The organism is Acinetobacter sp. UBA5934, assembly GCF_002430855.1.
Lineage (GTDB): Bacteria > Pseudomonadota > Gammaproteobacteria > Pseudomonadales > Moraxellaceae > Acinetobacter.
On record NZ_DJDC01000202.1, the window covers coordinates 2,812 to 23,955 of the forward strand.

Annotated in this window: 19 protein-coding genes and 2 pseudogenes; 14 read left to right on the forward strand and 7 right to left on the reverse strand. The window is 41.9% G+C overall.

Translation table 11 applies throughout. From position 1 onward, the window contains the following. The 10 genes and pseudogenes from B2Y23_RS15160 to rplS all read left to right on the forward strand — a co-directional run. Positions 1-145, forward strand: a pseudogene (locus B2Y23_RS15160) (type IV pilus modification protein PilV); the annotation flags it as partial. Then, positions 135-1,124, forward strand: a complete 990-nt coding sequence (locus B2Y23_RS15165) for a PilW family protein (protein WP_291371706.1) — start codon at positions 135-137, stop codon at positions 1,122-1,124. The pseudogene B2Y23_RS15160 and the gene B2Y23_RS15165, both read left to right, overlap by 11 nt. Then, on the forward strand, positions 1,124-1,810 hold the full coding sequence (locus tag B2Y23_RS15170; RefSeq protein ID WP_291371707.1) for a pilus assembly PilX family protein: 687 nt from the start codon (positions 1,124-1,126) through the stop codon (positions 1,808-1,810). The genes B2Y23_RS15165 and B2Y23_RS15170 overlap by 1 nt, the downstream gene beginning before the upstream one ends. Before the next feature lie 17 nt (positions 1,811-1,827). Beyond that, positions 1,828-5,775: a pilus assembly protein gene (locus tag B2Y23_RS15175; protein ID WP_291371709.1), complete on the forward strand. Its 3,948-nt coding sequence runs from the start codon at positions 1,828-1,830 to the stop codon at positions 5,773-5,775. Positions 5,776-5,783: 8 nt separating this feature from the next. Beyond that, positions 5,784-5,883: pseudogene (locus B2Y23_RS15510) on the forward strand (prepilin-type N-terminal cleavage/methylation domain-containing protein); the annotation flags it as partial. A 493-nt stretch (positions 5,884-6,376) separates the two neighbouring features. Beyond that, positions 6,377-6,802, forward strand: coding sequence for a type IV pilin protein (locus B2Y23_RS15185; RefSeq protein WP_291371713.1), 426 nt, complete (start codon positions 6,377-6,379; stop codon positions 6,800-6,802). A gap of 144 nt (positions 6,803-6,946) precedes the next feature. Beyond that, positions 6,947-7,204: a 30S ribosomal protein S16 gene (gene rpsP / locus B2Y23_RS15190; RefSeq protein WP_291371715.1), complete on the forward strand. Its 258-nt coding sequence runs from the start codon at positions 6,947-6,949 to the stop codon at positions 7,202-7,204. A gap of 28 nt (positions 7,205-7,232) precedes the next feature. Then, complete coding sequence (gene rimM / locus B2Y23_RS15195; protein WP_291371717.1) at positions 7,233-7,781, forward strand: ribosome maturation factor RimM; 549 nt, start codon at positions 7,233-7,235, stop codon at positions 7,779-7,781. A 28-nt stretch (positions 7,782-7,809) separates the two neighbouring features. Beyond that, on the forward strand, positions 7,810-8,544 hold the full coding sequence (gene trmD / locus B2Y23_RS15200; protein ID WP_291371719.1) for a tRNA (guanosine(37)-N1)-methyltransferase TrmD: 735 nt from the start codon (positions 7,810-7,812) through the stop codon (positions 8,542-8,544). A gap of 186 nt (positions 8,545-8,730) precedes the next feature. Further along, on the forward strand, positions 8,731-9,105 hold the full coding sequence (gene rplS / locus B2Y23_RS15205; RefSeq protein ID WP_291354989.1) for a 50S ribosomal protein L19: 375 nt from the start codon (positions 8,731-8,733) through the stop codon (positions 9,103-9,105). A 67-nt stretch (positions 9,106-9,172) separates the two neighbouring features. Here the strand turns inward: rplS and B2Y23_RS15210 are convergent, their stop codons facing one another. From B2Y23_RS15210 to B2Y23_RS15225, 4 genes are all read right to left on the reverse strand, one after another. Then, the gene (locus B2Y23_RS15210; RefSeq protein WP_291354992.1) at positions 9,173-10,147 is read right to left on the reverse strand and encodes an esterase/lipase family protein; all 975 of its coding nucleotides are present in this window, start codon (positions 10,145-10,147) and stop codon (positions 9,173-9,175) included. 109 nt (positions 10,148-10,256) lie between these two features. Continuing rightward, positions 10,257-11,222 carry a lipase family alpha/beta hydrolase gene (locus B2Y23_RS15215; protein ID WP_291371721.1) on the reverse strand — a complete coding sequence of 322 codons (966 nt, stop codon included), beginning with the start codon at positions 11,220-11,222 and terminating at the stop codon, positions 10,257-10,259. A gap of 188 nt (positions 11,223-11,410) precedes the next feature. Further along, positions 11,411-12,394: an esterase/lipase family protein gene (locus tag B2Y23_RS15220; protein WP_291354996.1), complete on the reverse strand. Its 984-nt coding sequence runs from the start codon at positions 12,392-12,394 to the stop codon at positions 11,411-11,413. An 89-nt stretch (positions 12,395-12,483) separates the two neighbouring features. Beyond that, positions 12,484-13,512, reverse strand: coding sequence for a lipase secretion chaperone (locus B2Y23_RS15225; protein WP_291354998.1), 1,029 nt, complete (start codon positions 13,510-13,512; stop codon positions 12,484-12,486). Between the two features lie 151 nt (positions 13,513-13,663). Here B2Y23_RS15225 and truB point away from each other — a divergent pair, with 151 nt between their 5' ends. The 3 genes from truB to B2Y23_RS15240 all read left to right on the forward strand — a co-directional run bounded on the left by truB (position 13,664) and on the right by B2Y23_RS15240 (position 15,939). Then, a complete protein-coding gene (truB, locus tag B2Y23_RS15230; protein WP_291371723.1) occupies positions 13,664-14,572 on the forward strand; it encodes a tRNA pseudouridine(55) synthase TruB in 909 nt (302 codons plus the stop codon). A 16-nt stretch (positions 14,573-14,588) separates the two neighbouring features. Continuing rightward, entirely contained in the window at positions 14,589-15,356 is a 768-nt protein-coding gene (locus B2Y23_RS15235) for a sulfite exporter TauE/SafE family protein (RefSeq protein ID WP_291371725.1), read from the forward strand. 115 nt (positions 15,357-15,471) lie between these two features. Then, the gene (locus tag B2Y23_RS15240; RefSeq protein ID WP_291371727.1) at positions 15,472-15,939 is read left to right on the forward strand and encodes a hemerythrin domain-containing protein; all 468 of its coding nucleotides are present in this window, start codon (positions 15,472-15,474) and stop codon (positions 15,937-15,939) included. A 67-nt stretch (positions 15,940-16,006) separates the two neighbouring features. On the opposite strand, the gene B2Y23_RS15245 is transcribed toward B2Y23_RS15240, so the two are convergent. From B2Y23_RS15245 to serA, 3 genes are all read right to left on the reverse strand, one after another. Continuing rightward, positions 16,007-16,873, reverse strand: coding sequence for an EamA family transporter (locus B2Y23_RS15245; protein ID WP_291371729.1), 867 nt, complete (start codon positions 16,871-16,873; stop codon positions 16,007-16,009). Positions 16,874-17,050: 177 nt separating this feature from the next. Further along, the gene (locus B2Y23_RS15250) at positions 17,051-17,932 is read right to left on the reverse strand and encodes an EamA family transporter (RefSeq protein ID WP_291371731.1); all 882 of its coding nucleotides are present in this window, start codon (positions 17,930-17,932) and stop codon (positions 17,051-17,053) included. A gap of 104 nt (positions 17,933-18,036) precedes the next feature. Next, complete coding sequence (serA, locus tag B2Y23_RS15255) at positions 18,037-19,269, reverse strand: phosphoglycerate dehydrogenase (protein ID WP_291371733.1); 1,233 nt, start codon at positions 19,267-19,269, stop codon at positions 18,037-18,039. 356 nt (positions 19,270-19,625) lie between these two features. On the opposite strand from serA, the gene B2Y23_RS15260 reads away from it, so the two are divergent. Continuing rightward, positions 19,626-21,035 carry an FAD-binding oxidoreductase gene (locus B2Y23_RS15260; protein ID WP_291355011.1) on the forward strand — a complete coding sequence of 470 codons (1,410 nt, stop codon included), beginning with the start codon at positions 19,626-19,628 and terminating at the stop codon, positions 21,033-21,035. Positions 21,036-21,144 lie beyond the last annotated feature (109 nt).

Below are 21,144 nucleotides of genomic sequence, written 5' to 3' on the forward strand. Positions count from 1 at the left end.
TACTTTGGTTCGTAAATGTGTCTATGTTGCATGGGAAGGAACGACGGCAACAGATGGTACCGCGAGTACCAATTGTACAAATGGTACAGCGTATGTCCCAAATGCCAAATGTATCATTATGGAGGTATATAACTATGGAACATAAACGTTATACCTCAGGTTTCACTTTAATTGAATTAATGGTTGCTTTAACCTTAGGTTTGCTTATTGTTGCAGCTGGTTTGGCTGTGTTTTTAAATAGTTCACGTTCTTTAGGATTGCAATCAGGAATGAGTGAACTACAACAAAATGCCAATTTTGGTTTATCTCTAGTTACCCATGATTTACGTCATACCAATCTGAATACTGCATCTGCACAAAAAATAAATTATAGGGTGAATGGTTCAGGAATTATTTTTAAAAAAGAAAACTTACCTACAGCATTACAAACAATCACGAACTTGGAAACTGAACTAGTCAGCTTACAAAATAAAGATACCGATAATACCTTGGGTAAAAGTGACCGTTTAACTATTCAATATACTCCTGCAAGTGAAAGCATCATTAACTGTGAGGGAGCGACAGTGGGAACTGCTGCTGCACCAGCTTCAAATCTGGTGATTGTACAGCGTTATTATTTGGCGCAAAGTCCACAGCAGATTCCAGGTGAACCAACGGCTTACTCTTTATATTGTGATGCTGGCTCATACCCCAAGAGTGCGCCAACCGCAATTACCGGTTTAGGGGTTCATGGTTCAAATAATGCTCAACAAATTATGCAGCGTATAGATGCATTTAAAATACGCTTAGGTGTGAAAAATCCTGCTGGTCAATATCGTTATATGACCATCAATCAATATATTGCTGCAATGGATACAATTCGTGGAGCATGTGCAACACCAATTGTCGAAGATACTTGTTCAAAGACCTACCTTCAAGTGACTTCGATGGAAGTTGGAATTTTATCTCGTTCGACTGGAAAAATCGGTTCAGAGGCAAATTTAAATACGCAAACGACATTTAATCTTGCAGGTGCGGATGTAACTTTGGATGGTGGCTCTGGTAAGGACATCATTAATAAAAAATATTTGCGTCAGGCAGTGAATCAGGTTATCGCGATTCGGAATACATTGGGGGCATCGTAATGAAACAACAACAAGGTACAACTCTTATTACGGTTTTGATTGTTTTGGTACTTATGACATTGCTGGGCACAATTGCTGTGAAAACTGGAATTTTAGGATTGAAAATTGCAACAAATAGTCAGGTAAATAACTTATTAATGGGGAATTCCGACTCCGCTTTATTTAATGTTGAGAACCCCGATCAAGTGGCAAGGCAGTTGGCTTTAGATGGGATGTTTGCTTATTTAAATTCTTCAGCAAATGCCAATGATGAATTGGTATTTTGTTATCGGGCATCGGAAAATTCTTTTTTTAAATTATCAAAAGCTAGTGCGATTACACCAGATGGCTCAACAACCAAGATTGGTGTGGATGGCTTTTGTAAAGCCAACCAATTTGCAATGGGGCGTTCCGCAGTCCTGTCTCAAGTATATTTAACCAAAAATGCAACAACGTCTACACCATTCGGTGGTGTGCCCAAAGGAACAAGTCTTGGGCAAAGCAATGTACCTGTAACCACTAATAATATCGGGGCAACTGTAATTTCAGTATTGCCAAGTTTTGCAGGTGCGACGACCACACAAATAGAATCCTGTTTTAAGCAGCGTGCTTCGGCAGTGGAGGCGTGTTTTGAGGGTTTAGGTATTCCCTATAACATGCAGCATTCGGACTATACCGTTGGCGGTCAGCCGAAGTTGATATCGTAGCGATAAGGATAAGAAAGATGAAAACCCTAAATCAAAAAAAAGTATGTTCAGCTGCGGTGTCGATGATAATGACCTTAGCTGTTTGTCATAGTGTGTCTGTGCAAGCTAGTGATATCGATATCTATAGTAACTCGACCGGTGGTAAAACGACTATTACACTGATGCTAGATACTTCGGGGAGTATGAGTGCTCAACAAATGACAGATGGTTCTGCATGTGAACTTCCTTCTGGGACTACTTATACATTAGGAAATGAATCATCAGGAACCATACCTGCTTATACTAAATATTATTGTGAAGTTGGACGGGAAACTGAGACAAGATATTTTTTTAGAAGAAATAGTAATAGTTCACGCTGGTATGATTGTAAAGTAGGTGGTGGCTATTCTACGAATTTGAATGACTGTACGAACTTGCGCACATCTGCTCCATCAACTAGTGGATATAGTTCAAAACGAAGTAATGGTAATAATTGTAATACTTCAAATGATTGTTATTTTTATAAAGATGAAACTCTATCAGGTGTTTATCATTACGATCGTTTGACCCGATTAAAAGATGCCATCTTTACTCTTATGGATAGTAATCAGATTGATTCAAATTCGGTTGCAATCGGAATAGGGCAGTTCTCATCGCAAAGTGATAGTGACAATGTGTATACCAGTGCAGATGGCACGAGTGGCAAAATCCTTGTTCCAGCAGCATTATTAACTACTGCACAACGCACAGCAATAAAGACAGCAGTTGCAAATTTAATTGGTTCTAATGGTACGCCAACTGCTAATGCTTATGCGGAAGTGGCGGCATATATGTTGGGAGCTAATACAACAACTAATATTACAGGAGTGCGGGAGGAGTATGTAAGTTCGGGAACGGATGTATGGGGACGAACAGTATTTTCAAAATGTATTGGTTGGTCTGGATTTTCATGTAATAGATATGATGGTAACCAAGGCACAATTACTGGATCAAATGGTTGGAATACACAACAATGTGCATTAGGTTGGTCTCCAACAAGAACTTGTTTAGTCCAAAATAATACCTCAACTGCTGCTAATCTTGGCTATAGTGGGTTTGCTAAATCTATATCTTCATCTAAGAATGGTTCAAATTACACGAGCCCATTATCTACAATCAATAGTCAATGTAATGGTCAAGGTATTTATTTCTTAACTGATGGTGAGCCAAATAGTTCACCTGTACCTGAGCCATTGATGCAAGCCGCTTTAGGGACTGCTGGATCAGCATTTAATGTACCTGCAACGGGTACACTATCCAGTGGTAGTCAGGCAGGTCATGGTATGCCAGCAGTAGGGGAATTTGCTAAAGCATTAAGAAATAAAAAAGCTACAACGACGGCACCCAATCGCAATCCTTTAGGGCTTGAGATTAAAACTGCAGTGGTCGGGTTTGGTTCAGTGTTCAATGTCGATCGTACTGAAGATGCAGCCAAACCTGAAACCAATAGGATTATTCGTCGCCTAAACTATATTAATAGTCGAGGAGAGCGAACGACAGAGCTGCGTGATTATTATAATTGTTCATTAATTACGGATGTTGATGCCAGGAACGCATGTAATTGGGGGGCAAAATCCCATCCAGATTTACCAACGAGTGTAGGTGGTTATGGTGAAGGCGGATTCTATTCTGCACAATCCACAGATGATGTGGTACAAAGTGTGGTTAAATTTTTAGATGATGTAAAACCTGAATTTGACCCAGTTGCAACAGGTTCACCGACTTTACCGCAGGATGCATTGAACCCATTACGTATCCAGCCTTATGGCTATTATGCAACATTTACGCCAAAACCTCAGGAGTCTACTCAGCTTTGGGTAGGTAATCTAAATAAATATCATATCTATAATGGTGAACTTTATAACTCGAGTAAAACTATAAGTCTAATTAAAGCGGATGGTTCATTGGATTCAACTGCTAGTGGTCTGTGGACAGGTGGTATGAAAGGAAAGTTGCCTTTAGGTTTAAGTACTAATGCAGAGAATGAAAAAAAAGCTAACCGTACTATCTATACCAATCGACAAATTACAGGCACCGCAGCACCATTTGTGGCTAGTGAAACCAATTCACTGAAAAAAGTGAATATATCAAATTTATATGGCACAGATACAACAGCTCTATTTATTAATGATCCTGATAAAAATTATTGGCTGAACTTGCTTGGCTATAATGTTGGTGCAATAGAAACAGGAATTACTTTAGCGAACCTTCCATCTAAACCAGAATTACGTCAAGTCGGTGCAATAATGCACTCCACTCCAATTTTATTGACGCAACGGGGTAAAATTACCGTGAGTGCAGCGGGTGCATTAGATACAACGGATCGTGATGACTATCTGCTGTTTGGTAGTACCCAGGGATTACTCCATGTGGTAGATGCTGATACCGGTATAGAGAAATTTGCTTTTGCACCCCATGAAATGATGCAAAATCAAAAAGCAGCTTTTTTATCTGAAACCAGTAGTACTGGTGGTAAAAATAACTTGTTCTATGGTATAGACGCACCTTGGGCAGCTTATACCCAGTATGTGTCAAAAACTGATGGTACTTTGACCGTGAACAGTTCGGACCGTACCAGTGATGGTAGCTCAAATACTGATCTTGCACTCAAAGGATTGCAGTGGGTATATGGTGGTCTGCGTATGGGTGGGCGGAGTTATTATGCGTTGGATTTATCTGATCTAAATACTCCAAGTCTTAAATTTCATATTGACCCTGAAAATTCAAAAATTTATAAATCAAGTACTACAGCTACTGATGTAACTGCTTTGAGTTATATGGGACAAAGCTGGTCTAAGCCAACCCTCGCCTATGTTAAATTTGGCGGCACAAAAAAACTGGTGATGTTTGTCGGTGGTGGTTATGATGTGGGCTATGAAAATGCAGACTATAATCAAAATACCACCACAGGGAGCGGTGCAGGCGTATACATGTTTGATGCCAATACAGGTGATTTGCTTTGGTGGACGAGTGCCAATGCTAAAGCTCTAGGGGGTGCAGAAGCGTATACTGATGCCAGTGATGCAACAACCCTTAATATGAAATATAGCGTGGTCAGTCAAATTAATGCCATCGACCGTGATGATGATGGTTTAGTTGATAACCTCTATTTTGGAGATTTGGGGGGACAAGCCTTCCGTGTCGACTTAAACAACAGCGCAACGACAAAATCAAGTTTCGCAACACGTGTAGTACGGTTGTTTACTCAGAATGCAAGTGGTGGTGCAAGCCCACGTTTCTATGAAATGCCTAGTGTTTCTATCCATGATGGTGATAGTGGTTATATTGCAGCAGTGGCTTTTAGTTCAGGCAATCGTAGTTCTCCTTTAGTAGGAGTAACGCTAGCAGGTAGTAACCAAGCAGGTTCAACGGTGAGCGCTGCTGATGGTGTATTTGTGGTCTATGATAAAGATGTTGCAAAGTCTGATTTATATACACTGACTGACAGTGCAACTACGACCCAATTAACTACAAAAAATGTTTCCTTAGCTTCGTTAAATTCAAATATAAGTACTGGTGTCGCTATTACTGGAAATAACGGATGGAAATATATCTATTCTAATACTGCCGGTGTTTATAAAGGTATGAATGAGCTATATGCGGTGGATGGGATGTTGTATGTCAATGTTTATCATCGTGATGGAACAGGAATTGGTGGCTCTTGCGGTGCAGGGGTAAAAGGGGATTCTTATATTTATCAGTTCTGTTTACCAACAGGAAAATGCTCTTTTAATACTACAACAACTGGACAGCCAAATAGAGTTAAATTGGGGGCCGGTATTCTAGGTGCGGGTTTAGGGCAAGGGTTTAGTAGTGCAAATAATACGGGTTTAGTTGTTAAACGTCCTACAACTCTAAATTGTACAACCACTCCAAACTTACCTGAATGTCAAGAGTTTACGACTACTGCGAAACTTAAACAGCTACGTTGGTATGAAAGCCGATAGGGGGAATCATGAATAAAATACGTGCATTTACCCTGATTGAGCTGATGGTGGTGGTGGTGGCGATCGCCATCTTCGCCGCAATAGCTTTTCCAAGCTATACTCAATATATGGAAAGACGGGATTTAGCAATTGCAAAGCAGGAAGCTCTACGGATTTCTGCCGAGCTTGAACGCTTTAAATCGAAAAATTTTAGTTATAAAGGTTTTGATGCTAGTTATTTGTATAGTTATTCAGGAACTGATGCTAATGGAAATCCGACAACAGCAAGTTATTATGATCCTGCAACAGGTCAATTGTTGCTGCCAATTGGCTCAAATGCTTCAACAGCGAAATATATCTTAACGCTAGCCAATAATGGAACGGGATATAAACCTTTAACTTTTGCCAAAGGTTCTGATGGAAATGAAACTGCAGATTCTGTCAGTGTGAATGGTCTGAGTTGGGTGATTTCAGTAGAGCGGACAAAAGATAGTTCAGGCGAGCCAAAACAGCCCCGCAACTATGATTTATTGCTGAACAATGCTGGAATGCGCTGTATGACTAAAGTAAAAAATGTTGTTACAAGTTATACGAACTGTGGTGGGAGTAGCGAGAAATGGTAATGAATAAAAATAAAGGATTTACCTTAATCGAGCTAATGATTGTGGTAGCAATAATTGCTATTTTGGCAGCGATTGCTTACCCATCTTATACTCAGTATAAAATTCGTACTAACCGTGCTGATGTACAAAGTGAAATGATGAATACCGCGCAGCGTTTACAGAGTTATTATGTGATTAATCACAATTATACGAGCGCAACCCTAGATAATGGCACTACTAGCAAGGATTATCCAACATCTAATCCTGTTTATAGCATTACATTGGTTCCGAATGGTCAAACTTATACATTAACTGCAGAACCTAAATCAGGTACTGTTCAGGTAGGTAATGGAAATGTAATTTTAGATAGTCAGGGAAGGAAGTGTTGGACTAAAACAACTACAGCTTGCGTTCCTTCAGCCACCTCAAACTGGGACGGCCGCTAAAATAAATTCTAACTGTGGATAACCTAAAATTTGATCTTTCTTTCAGGGCAAATATAACGTAAAATATTGCCCTCTATGAAAGGGGTTTGAAATCGTATCGATGGTCGATACGTGGATAATCCGTAAAAACTATAAGGTTCTATCATGGTTGTAATTCGTCTAGCACGCGGTGGTGCTAAAAAACGTCCGTTCTATCAAATCATTGTGACTGATAGCCGTAATGCACGTGACGGTCGTTTCATCGAACGTATTGGTTTCTTTAACCCTACAGCTCAAGGTAAAGCAGAAAAAGTTCGCTTAGATGCTGAACGTTTTGCACATTGGGTTGCTCAAGGTGCTCAACCGTCTGAACGTGTTGCTTCTTTAGCTGCTCAAGCTAAGAAAGCTGCAGCTGCTGCATAATTTTTGCAAATTAGGTAGTAGGTAGCCCATGACACCAACACAGAATGTTCCCGAAGATCGTATTCAGATTGGACAGTTACGTTCAGCATATGGATTAAATGGGTGGCTCTGGGTCTATTCCAATACAGAACCTATGAGCAACATCTTTGACTATCTTCCTTGGTACATTGAGACCAAAGCAGGTTGGCAAGCAGTAGATGTAAAACGCTGGAAACCGCATGGCAAAGGCCTGGTTGTTTCGCTAAAAGGTGTGAGTGATCGCACTGCAGCAGATAGCCTGGTGGGTGCAAATGTCTGGATTTCAAAAGCGCAGCTTCCAAAAGCAGGTGTGGATGAGTATTACTGGTCAGATTTAAAAGGCTTAACTGTGTTGGGTTTGAATGAAGAAGAGCAGGAAGTCAATCTCGGTAAAATCCATGAACTGTTTGAGACAGGTGCCAATGATGTGATGGTGGTTCACGCAACGCCAGACAGTATTGATGCTGAAGAACGCATGATTCCGTGGCATAAAGATGTGGTGCAGCGAGTTGATATTGAAGCTGGTCGTATCTACGTCAATTGGGGCGTAGACTACTAAGAATTTTCTGGAAATAAGGGAGTCTGCGATGTTTTTTGCAGTCATTACGCTTTTTCCTGAAATGTTTGAAGCGATTACAGCCTACGGTATTAGCGGGCGTGCGGCAAAGCGCGAAATTGTACAAGTCACTTGTATCAATCCTCGCGATTATGCTGAGGGCAACTACAAAAGAGTGGATGAACGTCCATTTGGTGGTGGTCCAGGTATGGTGATGATGGCAGAGCCTCTGGCAAAAGCAATTCACCACGCCAAAGAGCTTGCCACGCAAGCAGGATGTGTTCAGGTTCCTGTGGTGTATATGTCTCCACAAGGAAAAACCTTAAACGAAGCTGCAGTACAACAGTTTGTCGAATATGACGGATTGATTGTGTTGTGCGGACGTTATGAAGGCGTTGATGAGCGTTTGATCCAGCAATATGTTGATCAGGAATGGTCAATTGGAGATTACGTCTTGTCTGGCGGTGAACTGCCTGCGATGGTTTTATTGGACAGTATTATTCGGAGACTTCCGGGTGCGATGTCAGATGAACAATCACATGTGCAAGACTCGTTTGTGGATGGTCTTTTAGACTGCCCACAATATACCAAGCCAGATCAGTTTGAAGGTTTGGATGTGCCTGAAGTACTTAAATCCGGGCATCATGCAAATATTGAAAAATGGCGGTTTTTGCAGCGTTATCAACGAACACTTGAACGTCGACCTGAATTGGTTGAACAAGTCGAGTTGACCAAGCAGCAAAAAAAATGGCTGAAAGATTTGTAAGGCATTGCTAAGAAATTGGTTCTGTCTTCGAAAACGGTACTTAAATTGAGTTTAAGTATTCTTTAATAGGCTCTTTAGAGTTGAGATGGTCGACTTTAAAGGGAAAGATAATCGGGTCTATGCGCTTTAGCCTCTAGCCCCCGCGATGATCAGACCTCTTCTGACTCGCATTATTGGAGATACCTCATGAGCGGTAAGCATCCTTTAGTTCAAGTAATTGAAAATGCACAATTGAAACAAGACATCCCTGCTTTTGCACCAGGTGATACAGTTATTGTTTCTGTAAAAGTTAAAGAGGGCGACCGTGAGCGTCTTCAGGCTTTTGAAGGCGTTGTAATTGCTAAGAAAAACCGTGGTTTGAACTCTGCGTTCACAGTACGTAAAATTTCTAGCGGTGTTGGTGTTGAGCGTGTATTCCAAACTCACTCACCAATCGTTGCTGGTATCGAAGTGAAACGTCGTGGTGACGTTCGTCGTGCTAAACTTTACTACCTACGCGAATTGTCTGGTAAAGCTGCACGTATTCGTGAAAAATTGCCAGCTCGTAAAGTTAAAGCTTAATTTTAAGTTTTATACGAGTAAAAAATGCGCCTTTTGGCGCATTTTTTATGTCTGAAATTTAAGTGGATTATAAGCCTTGCAGTTTTAAGCGGTTGGCATGCTGGCGATAGACATCTACCGGATCAGGTGCAAAGGTAGCTTTCAATCCAAGCACTTGATTGACCTCATCCAGGTGGTTCCAGTTGTAGTCATCCCGAATGGTTTTACCAAATTTGGCGCTACAGCGAGGCACCAAACCGTCATTATCACGGCCGCCATCAATCAACAAACTGGTGGCTTTCAGTACAGAGTCGACATCCAGCAGATTGGTTACGGTGCCTATACCGGTAAAGGAATAATTGTAAATGCCTTGTTCCACTGCAGCACCTTCACCGCATGCACTACTTGGCATACCCAGCGGATATTGCTGTGCGAACTTTGCAGAGCCAGAAGTACTTAAGCTGTTGGCACTGGCGAGGGAATCATGTGGATAGCTGTTCGGATCTAAACCTTGAGCCCATACAATGGCTTTGGACAGTGCATTCACCACGGAAGTCACCGGTGTTTCTAAAATGGGTGCCGCATCACGAACCGTCAAAATTAAATTGGAGACAGGTGAGCCTTTATTGGTTGCACCCACTGTGGTTAATGAAGCTACATATTGCGGTTTAATACCGGCAATATAGCGAATGGTGGGTCCACCGTGAGAGTGGCCAATCAAATTGACTTTTTCTGCACCAGTGATGGCACGGATTTCTTCCACTTGTTGTAATAATTGTTCGCCGCGAATTTCAGATGAATTGAACGGAGATACACGAGTTGCCCAGACATTTGCACCATTTCGGGCTAAGTCGGGCAAAATTTGATACCAATAATCCAGGCCAAATTGATCAGTGCCCACGCGGATGAAGCCGGCCATACCGTGAGTAAAAACAATTGGATATTTGGTTTTGGCATAGCTTGAAACAGCTTTGCTACTGACTTGACTTGCCTGTGTGTCTGCATGTGCTGAAGCGAAGCAGCTACCGAGTAATAGACTGCTGATTAAAATTTTAATTTTCATCCTGTACCCTTATTTTTATTGATTTCTAAGTTGAAAGCTTCATACCAGCTAATATGCATACGGTTGATATGAAGCCGCAAAATTATTGTTTTTTAGCCTTCCGATGCGATTAAAGTCCTTGTAGCTTTAGACGATTGGCATGTTGACGATAGACATCCACTGGATCAGGTGCAAATAAAGATTTCAGCCCCAGCACTTGATTGACTTCATCTAAATGGTTCCAGTTATAGTCATCGCGGATGGTTTTACCAAACTTGGCACTACAGCGGGAGACCAGGCCATCATTTGCTTTACCGCCATCAATCAGCAAACTTGTTACTTTTAAAGCACCGTCAGGATCCAGTAAATTGGTCACTGTGCCTACGCCGGTAAAGGAATAGTTATAAATGCCTTGGTCTACCCATTTACCTTCTCCACATGTTGTACTTGGCATCCCTGTAGGGAACTTGGCATTAAACTGTGCAGAGCCTGCAAGGGTTAAACTTTTTCCACCGGCTAAAGAATCATGCGGGAAGCTTTTTGGATCAAGCCCTTGTGCCCAGGTAATCGCTTTGGAAACAAAATTGATAACGCCTACCAATGGACCTTCAATCGCTGTGCCTTCAGCGGATAGGATTAAATCCGCCACAGGTGAGCCTTTATTAGGTGCACCTACACCTGTCATTGAGGCGACTTTACCTGGTATTACCCCCGCAACGTAGCGAATGGTTGGACCACCATGTGAGTGACCAATAAGGTTAACTTTTTTTGCTCCGGTTAATGCGAGAATCTCTTCTACCTGTTGAACCAGTTGTTCGCCACGAACTTCAGATGAATTGAACGGAGATACCCGAGTTGCCCAGACATTTGCACCATTTCGGGCTAAGTCGGGCAAAATTTGATACCAGTAATCCAGCCCAAACTGGTCTGTACCTACAGTAATGAAACCGGCCATACCGTGAGAAAAAACAATTGGATATTTGGTTTTTGCATAAGTTGAGAGCACTTTTGCGGTCACTTGCGAAGTGTTGGATGCCTGAGCGCTACTAAGGGTCAAAGCCGTCATTAAACCTGCAATTAATAATCCATATTTCATAGAGAGTCCTCATTTTTTTTGTTTTGTACATACTTTTATTTTTAAATTATCGCTGTGGTCATAAAGATCATTCAGCAGCCAGAATTTAAAAAAGACCGGTTTTAATCAAGGTGGTTACATTGATTTAACCGAAGTCGTGAGACTAAAAACTCATCAGTAAAAGTATGCTCTGATGAGTTAAAAATAATTTATAAGCCCTGAATTTTTAAGCGATTGGCGTGTTGTCTAAACAGGGCAACCGGATCAGGGGCGAACATTCCTTTTAAACCAAACATCATGTTGGCTAGATCAGTATGGTTAAGATTGTAATCATCACGAATGACGAGACCAATATGTGAACTACAGCGAGCGACCATACCATCATTGTCTTTATTGCCATAAGACAATGGCCCGAGTTGCATCAGAATGCTGTCAATGTCTAGAAGGTTGGTGGTTTGTGCAGTTCCACCCCAAGAATAGTAATAAATGCCTTTATCCACTTTGGCACCGCTCTTGTTACAGTCAGATGCTAAAGCAGTGGTCGGGAAGCGTTTATTAAAGTTTGCAGATTCCACTTCGGTTAGTGACTTCATCGAAGCATCAAAGTTCACGGGAATGTCGGGATTGGCCTGAGCCCAGGTCATCAGTGGCCCAATGATGTATTGTCCTAAAATATTGAACGCAGTACGGCTAAGCGTGTTGTTTTGAATATCATCTGCCACTTTAGAACCCCGATAGGTTCCGCCCACGCCAGTTATGGATGCCACATACTGCGGTTTTACTGCCGCAACGTATTGTACGGTGGGGCCGCCATGACTGTGACCAATCAGGTTGACTTTATTCTTACCCGTAATCGCGAGCACTTCTTCTACTTGAGCAATCAGTTGTTCGCCCCGGAACTCGGTGGTATTGGCAGGGGAGAGCTGTGCGGCAAAAACAGTTGAACCATTGCGTGCCATATCCGGCAAAATTTGATACCAATAATCAATATTGAAACTTTCATCGCCGATGCGCGACCAGCCTAACCAACCATGGGTCATGACAATCGGATACCTGGTTTTGGCATAATCGGATTTGACCGTTTCGTTAATTTGTAAAATTCCTTTTGCTGCTTGTGTTTCAGCTGTAACACCCAGCACCAGGCTGGTCATTAAAGTAAGCATGAGCGCTTTTTTACTTTTTAAAGTTTTCATCAACTTCTTCCTTAAATACTTTTGTTTTTATTCATATAAGTACATCAATAAGTTGATTAATCTAATCTCCTTATTGGACTACATTGCGATTAATCGCCATATGGTAATTTTCCTCCCTGATCATGGATGGTTTCAAAAGTCCCTACTCGTAGTTGTTCTTCTGGTCGATTAAAGTGCTGAGTACGTAATTTTTGCACGGCTTGTTGTTTGGCCTCATCACTCATGCCGCTTTTGATGATGCTGTCCCGTTCGCCCAGATACTGATCGACCTTGTCTTTCCAGTCATTACGTTGCCCATCTAAGGCTTCTAGACGTTGAGTAGCCTCAGGACCAACCAGGTTCATGCGCATCTGATGAATATCTTCCGCTGAACCCCCACGTGCCTTAATATCCGCCGTGAGTTTACGCAAGTCTTCCAGTTTGTTGAGTTGTTCGAGGTTTTCTTTCCAGTCTTCAGGTAATTGATTAAAAAGATCTTTTAGTTTTTGTGCTTTTTGTGCTTCGGTTAAATTCTTGTCTGCCAGCACGGTCATACGATTCAGTGTGTATTCATGGTAGGTATCTTCCGTACCAAATAAGCCTTCAATTTCATAGTCAGAAAAAAACTGTTTACGCAAATTTTTCATATTGGCGAAAATGCTTTGATAATATTTAGGATCTTCCTTGTCGATATTGGGTACTTGCAAATCGCCCAGTTTTTCCCGGTAATTGATATAACGATTCCACAAATCAATAATTTGTCCTAAAGCGGGTTGTTTATAGTTTTGCTGTATATAGGCTTTGAAATCATGTTTGATTTGCTTCAGATCTTTTTCGCCATATGCGGTAATGAAATATTCAAAACAGTTGCGTGTCTGTTCATTGACAATTAAACGGTTGGCATTGTCCAGACGCAATTGACAGTTTACTTCTGTGTCTTGCTGGCTATGACCGACGAAAGCCCGGCTCTGATCTGTAGTGGCAGGTAGAGGAGAAGTTAAGGCATTATTTACATCAACTTTTTGAACAGCCTCTGTGTTTTCTGCAGTGGACTGGGAAGGGGCGAGCCAAAATAGCAGCACAGCCAGGCACGCTATAATAACCGCTAAAATAATCCATAACTTATGATGTTTTTGCATTTCCTATGCAACCTTCTTTTATTTTGTTTTTTATGGTCCTAAAAAGTGAAAACAATGTGCCATAAAAAAAATTAATAAAGCGTAGAAGAGTTGTAAATAATGATAAGCGGTTGCTAACATAGCAGCCGTTTGAACTTGTTTGATTTTCACTATGAAAAAGACTTCCCCTAAAATTCAGCGCCGTCATATCAGCGGCGTATTTTTACTGAATAAGCCTCTGGGTATCAGTTCAAATGCAGCCTTACAAAGAGTACGCTGGTTGTATCGGGCACAAAAGGCCGGGCATACCGGAGCCTTGGATCCATTGGCTTCAGGTTTATTGCCTATCTGTCTGGGTGAGGCGACCAAATTTTCCCATTATTTACTCGATTCGACCAAGCGTTACCAAACCACGATTCATTTGGGGCACAGTACAACGACTGGGGATGTCGAAGGTGAAGTGTTATTAGAACAAGCTGCACCTACATTGACCGAAGAACAGATCAAACAGGTTCTGGACAAGTTTGTTGGTGATATTCAGCAAGTACCGCCGATGTATTCAGCGCTGAAAAAAGAAGGACGTCCTCTGTATGAGTTGGCGCGTAAAGGGATAGAAATTGAACGGGAAGCACGTCCGATTCATATTTATGCCATCGAATTACTCTCTTTTACTGAAAATAGTATTACCCTTGATGTGACCTGTTCTAAAGGTACGTACATTCGGGTATTGGGTGAAGATATTGCTCAGGCCTTGGGGACATTTGGTCATCTCACTTATTTGCACCGGATTAAAACCGGTCATTTTGACCTGATTCCTGAATACACCATCGAGTATTTGGAAAGTCTGACTGAACAGGAACGTGAGGCTGTATTGTTGCCTGCTTATGCACCTGTAGATCATTTTCCTAAAGTTCAGGCGCCTGAAGGACGTGCCGAATACTTTAGCCGTGGTATGGAAAGCAATATTGAGCATGCAGCTGAAGCTCAGGTGCTGGTGTTCGATGGCGAAAAATGCTTAGGTCTGGCTGAAATTACCGACCGTAAGCGTCTGGTTCCGAAACGCGTATTAAATCTCGAGTAATTGTTGAAATAAAATTATGGAAATTGAAATTGTCTTAAGTCTTCTATTTTTTGCATTTTTTGCCGGTGCGATTGATGCAGCAGTAGGAGGTGGCGGGTTAATTCAAATTCCGGCCTTAATGAATACTTTTCCGCATATGAACACCGCAACGCTGTTCGGTACCAATAAAATGGCATCCATTTGTGGTACTGCCTCAGCGGCATGGTCGTATTTACGCCGTGTCAAACTTGCCTGGAAGTTACTGGCAGTGATTGGTGTCGCTGCCTTTATCAGTTCTTTTGCAGGAGCTGCCTGTGTCAGCATGATTCCTAAAGAAGTCCTGCGTCCGTTTGTACTGGTGATGCTGATTGTGATTGCGATCTATACCTTTATGAAAAAGCAGTTCGGTCAAGTGCATTTTCAGCAAAGTATTACGAGAAAAACCTTAATACTGGCCGGAATTGGCGGTTTGATCATTGGTTTCTATGATGGAGTTTTTGGTCCCGGAACCGGCAGCTTTTTTATTTTCTATTTTATTCGTTATTTAAAAGTCGATTTCCTGCATGCCTCTGCCTTATCTAAAATTGGCAATTTTATGACCAATTTTGCTGCCTTAAGTTTCTTTATTCCAACGGGGCATGTGCTGTTCAGTTTAGGTTTGATGATGGCGGTGGCGAATGTGGCCGGTTCAATCATCGGCGTGCGTGCGGCCTTAAAATATGGCAGCGGTTTTATCCGCATTCTGTTTTTAGTTTTGGTCAGTATACTGATTGTTCGTTTGGCTTATCAGACATTTTTTCCGTAAATCATTCTCAATATTAAAATTTTCTATACAAATTCTCCTTATAAAAGTTCCTGAATATTTGCCAATTCCATTTTATGATGGATTAAAGGCATGATAAAAACAGGAGAAAAATTACATGATCACCATTTTTGAAGCATTAAGGGAAAGTCATGAAATCCAGCGTGATCTGGCAGAAAAATTACTGCAAACTTCTGGGGATTCGCCAGAACGTCATGAATTATTCAAACAACTAAAGAATGAATTATTCGCACATGAAACGGCTGAAGACCGTTATTTTTATATTCCGCTTATGATGACCGATTCTGGACTGAATATTACCCGGCATGCCTTGGCAGAACATCATGAAATGGATGAGATGATTGAAGAGCTGAGTGAAACTGATTTCAGCAATCCAGGCTGGATCGCGCTAGCCAAAAAGCTTTCGGAGAAGGTGCATCATCATCTGAAAGAAGAAGAACACGGCTTTTTTCAGCAGGCCGGAAAAATTCTGGGAGAGGAACAGAAAACAGCTTTAGCAGTGCAGTACAAAAATGAATATCAGCGTTATAAAGACATGAAAAAAGATATGCTGGTAAAAAGCTAAAATTTAAATTCAAAATTGCATGATAAAAAAGATGGCATCAGCGCCATCTTTTTGGAAATTTGCTATTTCAGGACTCGACTTTTTGGCGGGACCTGAATGTCACCCCAACCGATGCCAGCATGACACACAGCAGGGCAATCCACTGTAACAACCCTATTTTTTCTCCCAACAAAAGTAGTCCCGTAAGTGCAGCCAGAGCAGGAGAAAGACTGGATAATGTGCCATAACTGAGTTTGCTTAAAAACTTAAGTGCTTGCAGATCGAGCGCATAAGGAATGGCGGTTGCCAGTACTGCAATTGCCAAGGCCTTGCCCCAATATTGGGTTTCAATCAATGCAGCAGCATCGTGATATAAGCCAATGGGTAATAAACTTAAAGCAGATAAACTGATGGCAATGGTCAGCGCATGCATGCCAATATTCTGCTGCACCACTTTTTGGCCAAAATAAATATAAAAGGCCCAGCATAGTCCCGCCGCCAAGGCACATGCCGCACCGATCAGCGAAAATTGTTCACTTTGAGCCTGTCCCCAAGGCACCATCAAGGCAATGCCTAAAATGGCCAGTCCGACCCAGAGATAATCGCTACGGCGCTGGATAGACAATAAGGCCAAGCCCAAAGGTCCGATAAACTCTAAACCGACGGCAATGCCTTGAGGCAGTTTTCCCAAAGACATATAGAACAGGATATTCATGAATCCAAGTGCTGCGCTATAGCACAACAAGTCACGCCATTTTAAAAAGGACAGACGTTTTAAAATGTGCCATGAACGAAACATGATGCAGACAATGACGGAGGCAAAAACCAACCGCAAAATCGTGACAGTGAGGGGATCGAGAACCATGAACAGCTGTTTGGCAAACGATGCACTGATTTGATAGGAAATCATGGACAGAACCATGAAGACTACGGCAAGAAGTTGAGAGTTTGGCATGAGGCACGCAGTTGGATGGTTCGTCAAATAGACCATGTTTCAGGTGCGCACAGTATAGCGGCTAAAGGTGGTTTTTTGAGTTTTTACTGCAGGGAAATTTTAAATTCAAAACTTTAAATTTAATCAATCATTGAGGTAGGATGGTTTGATGGATTTGAATTTAAATTGGCCGGTTTTTCATTTGTCTGCGGTTTTATGCTTGGCTTTTTGCGTAGTATAAGTACAACCAATCGAGGCAGTAATAATGGTCGCAAGTGCAAGCCACTGATTCCACATTAGTTGTTCACCTAAAAAGATAAAACCTGACAACGCTGCAATTGCCGGTTCTACGCTCATTAAAGTACCGAAACTCAGCGCTGTTAAATTGCGCAGTGCAATCATTTCCAGAGTAAAAGGCAGGGCACTGGCCAGTACCGCCAAGGCAATAAAATAAATGAGGTTCGAAGGTTCAAAAACGTTGGCTGACATGCCGGAAAACAGGGCAATCGGCATTAAACACAGCATGCCGATAAACATGCCCAAGCACACCGTATGATTACCTGAAATACCGGAAGGTTTTTGTCCGGCCACGATATACAGTGCCCAGCAAGCACCTGCACCGAGTGCAAAAGCAATTCCGATCAAATCGAGGCTTTGTGAAAACTGATCGAACGGAAACAATAGAATAAGACCAAGAATAGCCAGTCCAACCCAGATAAAATCGAATTTTTGCCGCGCGTAATACAGCGCCACGCTGAGCGGACCAATAAATTCAAAAGAAACGGCAATACCCAGCGGCAGGCGATTAATCGACAGGTAGAACATGGCATTCATACCGGCCAAAGCAATACCGTAGCTGATAATGGCTTTCCATTTCACCTGTTTAAAATTGATTTGCCAGATTTTAAAAATAAGCGCCAAGATTACCGTACCAATGAGCATGCGCATAGCTGCAACGCTCAGGATGGGAAACTGACCGAACAGGATTTTGGCAAGCGAGCCGCTGCTCTGCACGCTGATCATTGCAATCAGCAATAACAGCAGTGCCTGAACATGGGGTGTGTTTTTAAAATTTAACATGCACTAAATTTGTTTCGATTTCTCGAATAGCGGGAGAGCAGCAATAAAAGCTGTAAAAATAAAAAACCACAGCACGAATGCTGTGGTTTTTTTAAAATCTTAAATTAGAACAATACGCGAACTCGGATAGTACCTTCAACTTCCTGAAGTGTATCCAGCGCTTCTTTAGAAGCAGTTGCGTCAACGTCCATCACCAAGTAACCCACATCACCTTTAGTCATCAATGATTGACCAGAGATGTTGATGCCGTGTTCAGCAAACAGGTTGTTGATTTTAGAAAGCACGCCAGGAATGTTTTTGTGAATGTGCAGTAAACGGTGTTTACCTTCAGTCAACGGCAACGCAATTTCCGGGAAGTTTACAGCAGATAAAGTCATACCTTTATCTGAATAAGCAACAAATTTCTCTGCCACTTCCAAACCGATGTTTGCTTGCGCTTCCATGGTTGAACCGCCTACGTGAGGAGTCAAAATCACGTTGTCCAGGCCACGAAGTGGAGAAACGAATTCTTCACCGTTGGCTTTAGGTTCTTTAGGGAATACGTCGACTGCAGCACCAGCAATGTGACCAGATTTAATTGCATCAGCGAGGTCTTCAATGATGACACAAGTACCACGTGCAGCATTAATGAAGATAGAACCTTCTTTCATTTGAGCAAATTGATCTTTACCAAAGAAGTTACGCGTAGATGGAACATCTGGAACATGTAGAGATACAACGTCTGCATTGGCAAGTAACTCACCCATAGTACCCACTTGACGTGCGTTACCCATAGGAAGTTTAGTGACTGCATCATAATAAATGACATGCATACCCATGCTTTCAGCAAGAACTGAAAGTTGAGAACCAATTGAACCGTAACCTACGATACCTAAAGTTTTACCACGAGTTTCAAACGAACCTACTGCAGATTTGTTCCAGCCACCACGGTGAGTAGAAGCAGATTTAGCAGGTACGCCACGAAGCAGTAAAATTGCTTCAGCAAGTACCAGTTCAGCCACTGAACGGGTATTTGAATATGGTGCGTTAAATACTGGAATACCACGACGCATTGCTGCATCAAGATTTACCTGGTTGGTACCGATACAAAAACAGCCAACAGCGATAAGCTTGTTGGCTGCTTCGAATACTTCTTCAGTTAACTGAGTACGTGAACGAATACCGATGAAGTGGGCATCTCTTACCGCTTCTTTCAACGCTTCACCCTCAAGCGCAGTTTTACGGTAGTCAATGTTGGTATATCCAGCAGCATTTAAAGTGTCGATTGCGTTTTGATGAACGCCTTCTAACAACAAGAAACGAATTTTATCTTTAGGCAGTGAAAGATGTTGGCTCATTACGGCTCCGCTACAAAGGCCAAATTTAGTCGCGGTATGATAACATACGAGAACGGTCTATATACATTTCCTTTATGACACAGAGGATAGGTATTTTTGCCATACATATGCCGTTGACTACAGATTTTGGTCTAACTAAAGCTGTAATTTTTAAGGCTAGATTGTCAAAATGCTTATTTCTGCAAGGTTTCAGTGGAAAATGTCTTATAATGCGGCGTAGTGGAATCAGTCACAGCCATGCTGTCGATTTTATGTTCACGCCCGGTCCAAGACATCATTTTATTATGAATCCTTTTACAAATGAATGATCTATAGACCATCCACCACTTGTATATTTCTTGTTAGGTCTGCAAACGATGAATGCTCCAGTCGCTTTAACACCTGAGTTATTAACCCAATTGACAGCCATTGTCGGTGAAAACCGCATTAAGACAGATGCGGATAGCCTGCAAAACTGGGGTCGAGACCATACTAAACATTTCGATCCAAACCCGTCGGTCATCGTTTTTCCATCTAGCACCGAACAAGTGCAACAGATTGTGAAACTTGCTAACCAGTTTAATGTGGCAATTACTCCATCAGGTGGTCGTACCGGTTTATCTGCGGGTGCTGTAGCAGCCAACGGTGAAATTGTGGTGAGCATGGAGAAGATGAACCAGATTCTGGAATTCTTCCCGGCAGACCGTATGGTGCGTGTAGAAGCGGGTGTGGTGACTGAACAGTTGCAGAACTACGCGGAAGAACAGGGTATGTATTACCCGGTGGATTTTGCATCTTCAGGTTCTTCACAAATTGGCGGCAACATTGGTACCAATGCCGGCGGTATTAAAGTGATTAAATACGGCATGACCCGTAACTGGGTGCTGGGTCTGACTGTTGTGACAGGTAAAGGTGACATCCTTCGTCTGAACAAGGGCATGATCAAGAATGCGACCGGTTATGCACTGCAACACTTGTTCATTGGTGGTGAAGGCACTTTAGGTCTGGTGACTGAAGCGGAAATCAAGCTTGAGCGTCAACCGCATGACCTGCAAGTGATGGTGTTAGGCGTACCAGATTTTGATGCGATTATGCCGGTACTGCATGCATTCCAGAACAAAATTGATTTAACTGCATTTGAATTCTTTGGTGAATTGGCAATGCAGAAAGTGCTGGACAATGGTCACGTACAACGTCCATTTGAAACGGCTTGTCCTTTCTATGTATTGCTTGAGTTTGAAGCGCCGTTTGAGCCGATTATGGATGCGGCGATGGAAATCTTCGAGCATTGCATGGAACAGGGTTGGGTGCTGGATGGTGTCATGAGCCAAAGCTTGGAACAGGTACACAGCTTATGGCGTTTACGTGAAGATATTTCTGAATCGATCGCGCCGTTCACGCCGTACAAAAATGACATTTCAGTGTTAATTACTCACGTTCCTGCATTTATTAAAGAAATTGATGCCATTGTTGCTGAAAATTATCCTGACTTTGAAATTTGCTGGTTCGGTCATATTGGTGACGGTAACTTGCACTTGAATATCTTGAAACCTGCTGACTTAAGTAAAGATGAATTCTTTGCCAAATGTCAGGTGGTAAACAAATACGTGTTCGATACTGTGAAAAAATATGACGGTTCGATTTCTGCGGAACACGGTGTCGGTATGACCAAAAAGCCATATCTTGAATACTCGCGTACTGCTGAAGAAATTGAATACATGAAAGCTTTGAAACAGGTATTCGATCCAAACGGTATTATGAACCCGGGCAAATTGTTCGATTTATAATCCCTGATCGAATTTAATGCTAGAAAGGCACATTGGAAAATGTGCCTTTTTTATGATTTTAAAAAATTAATAATAAATTCAAAATATTGTATGATTGATAAAAAATAAT

Coding starts and splice junctions, on each gene's coding strand:
- B2Y23_RS15165 (WP_291371706.1), top strand. CDS start 135: ATGGAACATAAACGTTATACCTCAGGTTTCACTTTAATTGAATTAATG.
- B2Y23_RS15170 (WP_291371707.1), top strand. CDS start 1,124: ATGAAACAACAACAAGGTACAACTCTTATTACGGTTTTGATTGTTTTG.
- B2Y23_RS15175 (WP_291371709.1), top strand. CDS start 1,828: ATGAAAACCCTAAATCAAAAAAAAGTATGTTCAGCTGCGGTGTCGATG.
- B2Y23_RS15185 (WP_291371713.1), top strand. CDS start 6,377: ATGAATAAAAATAAAGGATTTACCTTAATCGAGCTAATGATTGTGGTA.
- rpsP (WP_291371715.1), top strand. CDS start 6,947: ATGGTTGTAATTCGTCTAGCACGCGGTGGTGCTAAAAAACGTCCGTTC.
- rimM (WP_291371717.1), top strand. CDS start 7,233: ATGACACCAACACAGAATGTTCCCGAAGATCGTATTCAGATTGGACAG.
- trmD (WP_291371719.1), top strand. CDS start 7,810: ATGTTTTTTGCAGTCATTACGCTTTTTCCTGAAATGTTTGAAGCGATT.
- rplS (WP_291354989.1), top strand. CDS start 8,731: ATGAGCGGTAAGCATCCTTTAGTTCAAGTAATTGAAAATGCACAATTG.
- B2Y23_RS15210 (WP_291354992.1), bottom strand. CDS start 10,147: ATGAAAATTAAAATTTTAATCAGCAGTCTATTACTCGGTAGCTGCTTC.
- B2Y23_RS15215 (WP_291371721.1), bottom strand. CDS start 11,222: ATGAAATATGGATTATTAATTGCAGGTTTAATGACGGCTTTGACCCTT.
- B2Y23_RS15220 (WP_291354996.1), bottom strand. CDS start 12,394: ATGAAAACTTTAAAAAGTAAAAAAGCGCTCATGCTTACTTTAATGACC.
- B2Y23_RS15225 (WP_291354998.1), bottom strand. CDS start 13,512: ATGCAAAAACATCATAAGTTATGGATTATTTTAGCGGTTATTATAGCG.
- truB (WP_291371723.1), top strand. CDS start 13,664: ATGAAAAAGACTTCCCCTAAAATTCAGCGCCGTCATATCAGCGGCGTA.
- B2Y23_RS15235 (WP_291371725.1), top strand. CDS start 14,589: ATGGAAATTGAAATTGTCTTAAGTCTTCTATTTTTTGCATTTTTTGCC.
- B2Y23_RS15240 (WP_291371727.1), top strand. CDS start 15,472: ATGATCACCATTTTTGAAGCATTAAGGGAAAGTCATGAAATCCAGCGT.
- B2Y23_RS15245 (WP_291371729.1), bottom strand. CDS start 16,873: ATGCCAAACTCTCAACTTCTTGCCGTAGTCTTCATGGTTCTGTCCATG.
- B2Y23_RS15250 (WP_291371731.1), bottom strand. CDS start 17,932: ATGTTAAATTTTAAAAACACACCCCATGTTCAGGCACTGCTGTTATTG.
- serA (WP_291371733.1), bottom strand. CDS start 19,269: ATGAGCCAACATCTTTCACTGCCTAAAGATAAAATTCGTTTCTTGTTG.
- B2Y23_RS15260 (WP_291355011.1), top strand. CDS start 19,626: ATGAATGCTCCAGTCGCTTTAACACCTGAGTTATTAACCCAATTGACA.